The organism is Mycobacterium sp. TH-M116 (genome assembly GCF_057473685.1).
Genome location: NZ_JBYCLC010000351.1, coordinates 1 through 4,018, shown reverse-complemented (window position 1 = coordinate 4,018; position 4,018 = coordinate 1). Strand labels below are relative to the sequence as shown.

The 4,018-nt window shown below is 69.3% G+C and carries 2 protein-coding genes and 1 pseudogene; 1 reads left to right on the top strand and 2 read right to left on the bottom strand.

What is annotated here, in order from left to right; translation table 11 throughout:
• Window positions 1-1,254, top strand: a pseudogene (locus AC2VOK_RS18010) (DNA-binding protein); the annotation flags it as partial.
• Window positions 1,255-1,260: 6 nt separating this feature from the next.
• On the opposite strand, the gene AC2VOK_RS18005 reads toward AC2VOK_RS18010, so the two are convergent.
• Together AC2VOK_RS18005 and AC2VOK_RS18000 are read right to left on the bottom strand one after the other, a co-directional pair.
• Window positions 1,261-2,445 (bottom strand): PPE family protein, encoded by a 1,185-nt coding sequence (locus AC2VOK_RS18005; RefSeq protein ID WP_428901683.1) that lies wholly within the window; start codon window positions 2,443-2,445, stop codon window positions 1,261-1,263.
• Window positions 2,446-2,530: 85 nt separating this feature from the next.
• The gene (locus tag AC2VOK_RS18000; protein ID WP_428901682.1) at window positions 2,531-3,736 is read right to left on the bottom strand and encodes a PPE family protein; all 1,206 of its coding nucleotides are present in this window, start codon (window positions 3,734-3,736) and stop codon (window positions 2,531-2,533) included.
• Between the last annotated feature and the right edge of the window lie 282 nt (window positions 3,737-4,018).

Here is a 4,018-nt window from a genome sequence, read left to right as displayed (position 1 = left end):
CGGCTGGTGTTCTCCAACGGCATCGTCATGCTCACCGCGCTGTCGGTGGCATTACTGGTGGCGACCGGCGGCTCGGTGGGGGCACTGGTCCCGTTCTACGCGATCGGCGTGTTCACCGGCTTCTCGATGGCCGGCTACGGGATGACCAGACACCATCTGACCCACCGCGCTCCGGGTTGGCGGAAGCGCTTGGCGATCAACCTGTCCGCGGGGATCCTGTCCACGGTCGTGGTCGGCATCTTCGCGGTGGCCAAGTTCACCGAGGGCGCGTGGCTGGTGGTCGTCGTCTTCCCGGTGCTGGTGTTCGTGCTCGTCCGGCTCAACCGCGAATATCGCTCCGAGGCAGCGATTCTCGAGATGTTCCGCACCGACCGCCCCGAGCTGATGAAGTATGCGCGGCACCGGGTGTTCGTGTTCGTCGACTCGGTGGACCTGGCGGTGATCGAAGCGTTGCGCTACGGCCGGGGGCTGCGGGCCGACGAGCTGACCGCGGTCCACTTCATGGTCGACGGGGCCCACGCCGCGCAATTGCGGAAGCGATGGGACCACTTCGAACTCGACACGCCGCTGCGAATCGTGGACGTCCCGGACCGGCGTGTCACCCGGGCCGCCCAGGTGTTCGTCGCCAACGCCCGCGACGAACATCCGGACACCAACGTGACGGCGCTCTTACCGCGCCGGACATTCGCCCGGCTGGCGGGCCGGCTGCTGCATGACCGCACCGCGGACAAGATCGCGCAGGCCCTCAGCCTTATCCCGGACGCGGCGGCCACGATCGTTCCCTACGATGTGGCATCGCGCATCAAGCAGGCCTATCCCGACACACTCGAGCAGCGGCTCGCACACGAGATCGACAAGGTGCGGGCGTGGGTGATTCAGGGCGACGAGGAGCAGCTCGAGGCCTACGCGCACCCGGAGCGGCCGCCGTCGGTGGTCACGGTGGCCGGCTTGATTCCGGGGCAGCGTGGGACTGTCGAGGGCCGGGTGAGCGAGGTCCAGGACATCAGCGAACGCGGGCGGACGCTGCGGCGGTGCGTCGTCGGCGACAGCAGCGGGGAGCTGACCGTCATGTTCCGTTCCGGCCGCGGGGGTGCGGACATCGAGCCCGGTCAGCTGCTGCGGATCACCGGCAAGGCGCGCCAGAGTGCCATCCAGAGTGCCGACCGGCGGATCGCAATGGTCGACCCGGCATATCACGTGATCGACGAGCCGGCGCAGGCCGGCGAATCGGACGGCGGCGAACAGCCGGGCTGAACGCGGTCACCCGCCGTAGGGCGGGCGTGGCATCCTGAAACGCCGGCGCCCGTTGCGCAGGACGACGGTGGCGGCGGGTTCGGACCTTCCGGACGGCAGGCCGCCCACCAGGTTCGACGGCTGCTGGGCCGCCGCGGCCGGGACCGCGCGGAACCCGTGGTCGGACACGGCGACCGGCCGAACCGCCGCGCCGTCTGCGGGATTGGCCGAAAGCCAGCTCGGCGGAACCGACAGTTTTCCCACCGGCGCCGCCTGGCCGACCGCCGCCAGCACCGGGCCGCGACCGCCCACCGCGCCGACCCCTTTGGCGGCATCTTCGGCGGCCTCTTCGGCGGCCGCTTTGGCGGCGAGCTTGGCCAGCTGACGGTTGAGCAGGTTCAGGCCGGTCCCGTAACGGCCCGCCGAGAAAGTTGAGTACGGAATTTCGTACATGATCACTAACGGGCCGATCAGTATGTCGAGGTAGGAGAAGGCGGTGACCACGGGCGTGGACCCCAACAAGGCCGCCGGATTCGCTGTCGACGCGTTCGTTGACATCCCCGTCGCCAGGGTCTGCAGCTGGTTCGGCAGAGCCGATATCAGCTCGGCCAGGGTGGTCTGAGTTTCTCCGGCCGAGGTTCCGGTGGCCTGCGTCACCGCGGCGGCCTGTTCGCCGGGGCCTGCCGCGGTCGTGGTTTGCGGTGGCTGGGTGAACGGCGTCAGAACGGTCGAGGCCGACGACGACGCGGCATAGACGTACATCGCGGCGGCATCCTGGGCCCACATCTCGGCGTACTGTGCCTCGGTGGCCGCGATAGCCGGCGTGTTCTGCCCGAAGAAGTTGGTCGCCACCAGCGCGGCCAACTGAATACGGTTGGTGGCCACTGTTTCTGGTGCGACCGTCGCGGCGAACGCCGTCTCGAAAGCGGCCGCTGAGGCACGTGCTTGCGCAGCGGTCTGCTCGGCCTGCGCTGCCGTCGTCGTCGACCAGGCGACGTAGGGTGCGAGCGCGGCGGTCATCGCGAACGACGCATTTCCGGACCAGAGTCCTTGTAGCTCAACAAGTGTCGAAGAGTACCCGGCCGCGTAGGACTCCAGTTGTGCGGCCAGCGCGTCCCAGGCCGACGCGGCCGTCATCATCGGCGCCGAACCCGGCCCGGAATACATTCGTGCCGAGTTGATCTCGGGCGGCAGCGCCCCGAAATCGAACATCGGCATTCCTCTCTCGACCGTCCGTCAAGAAGCACCCCGGGCTGGCGGGGCGGGTTAACTCAGCGTTGAGGTGGTGGGTTGGCTGCTATCCGCCGAGGGACGGGCGGGGCATGGTGAACTTGCGCGGCCCCACCCGCAGCGTGTTGTTGACCGTGGAACCCGACACCACGCTCGACTTGGTGCCCGTGCCGGCTGCGGGCGCGCCGTTCCACATGTTGGTCGCAGGAGTCACTTCCTCCCAGGACGGGCCCCCGCTGATGTCGGAGTCCGAGAGCCAGAGCGGTTCGGCGACGGTGGTGGCCGACGGGTTCGTCGTCGCCCAGCTCTGCGGGACCGACAATTTGCCCAGTGTGCCGGCAGTGCCGGCGCTGGCGGCCACCGGTGTGGGCACGTGTCCCAAACCCGCGGCGGCGGCGCCGGACGCGGCCCCCTTGGCCCCCCCGATTGCGGGCGGGAGGGAGGGGCCGCCCTGCAGCCCGACACGCTGGAGCCCGGTCCCGAAGCTTCCGCCCGAGGTGATCGTGCGGCTCAGGCCGGCACCGAGGTCCACCGGCGCAGTCAGGGTGTTGAAGGCATCGAAGAGGCTGAGTATCGATAGATCCCCTACCCCCTGTGCGGGGTTCGCAGACCCCGCGGAGGAGAGGGACTGCAGCTGTTGGGGCAAGCTCGACATCAGTTGCGACAGGCTCGTCTGGGCGTTGCCCGCCGCCGCGTTGCCCGCGCTCTGGGCCACCGCGGCGGCCTGGGCGGGCTGCGCGGTGGCGCTGGTGGTCTGCGGCGGCTGGCCGAACTGGCTCAGCGTGGTGGCGGCCGACGAGGACGCCGCGTAGTTGTACATCGCGGCGGCATCTTGGGCCCACATCTGCTCGTATTGCGCCTCGGTGGCCGCGATCTGCGCGGCATACTGCCCGAAGACGTTGTTGGCGAGCAATGTCGACAACTGGGTGCGGTTGGCCGTGACCAGCGGCGGTGGCACCGTCGCGGCGAACGCCGTCTCATAGGCTGCGGCGGCCGCGCGCGCCCTGCTGGCGGCCTCCTCGGCGTTGGCCCCGGCCGTCGCGACCCAGGCCACATAGGGTGCGACCGCGGTGCTCATCGCCTCCGATGCGCCGCCGGACCAGCTCTCGCCCTGCAGCACGGCGATCGCCGACGAGTAGCCGCGCGACACCGACTCCAGGCCGTTGGCCAGCACGTCCCAGGCCGCTGCGGCAGCCATCATGGGACCCGAGCCGTTACCGGCATACATTCGCGCCGAATTGATCTCCGGCGGCAGTGCCCCGAAGTCCAACATCAGTGTTCCCCACTCGCGCGCGGCGCGTCAGCGTCGGCCCGGGGCAAAGACACCTCGTGGGGCGGGCACGACGAAAATCGAGAAAATCGAACGTCCACTTGTGCTCCTTCGGGTCACCGCGGCTGCTGCATCATTGAGCAGCCGTGCACTCACTGTTCCGAAGGGACCGTTGGCGGGTCGACGGTGACGCGCATTTGTGGCGGGCCCCACCGCCAGCATGCCTTGCCAGGTCAGGGTACCTCGTGAGGCGGGACGCACTCTCCCTGCTGAGGCAAAGCTTCC

Bases quoted from the DNA above. Each gene is read 5' to 3' on its own strand.
- AC2VOK_RS18005 (WP_428901683.1), bottom strand. From the start codon at position 2,445: ATGTTCGATTTCGGGGCGCTGCCGCCCGAGATCAACTCGGCACGAATG.
- AC2VOK_RS18000 (WP_428901682.1), bottom strand. From the start codon at position 3,736: ATGTTGGACTTCGGGGCACTGCCGCCGGAGATCAATTCGGCGCGAATG.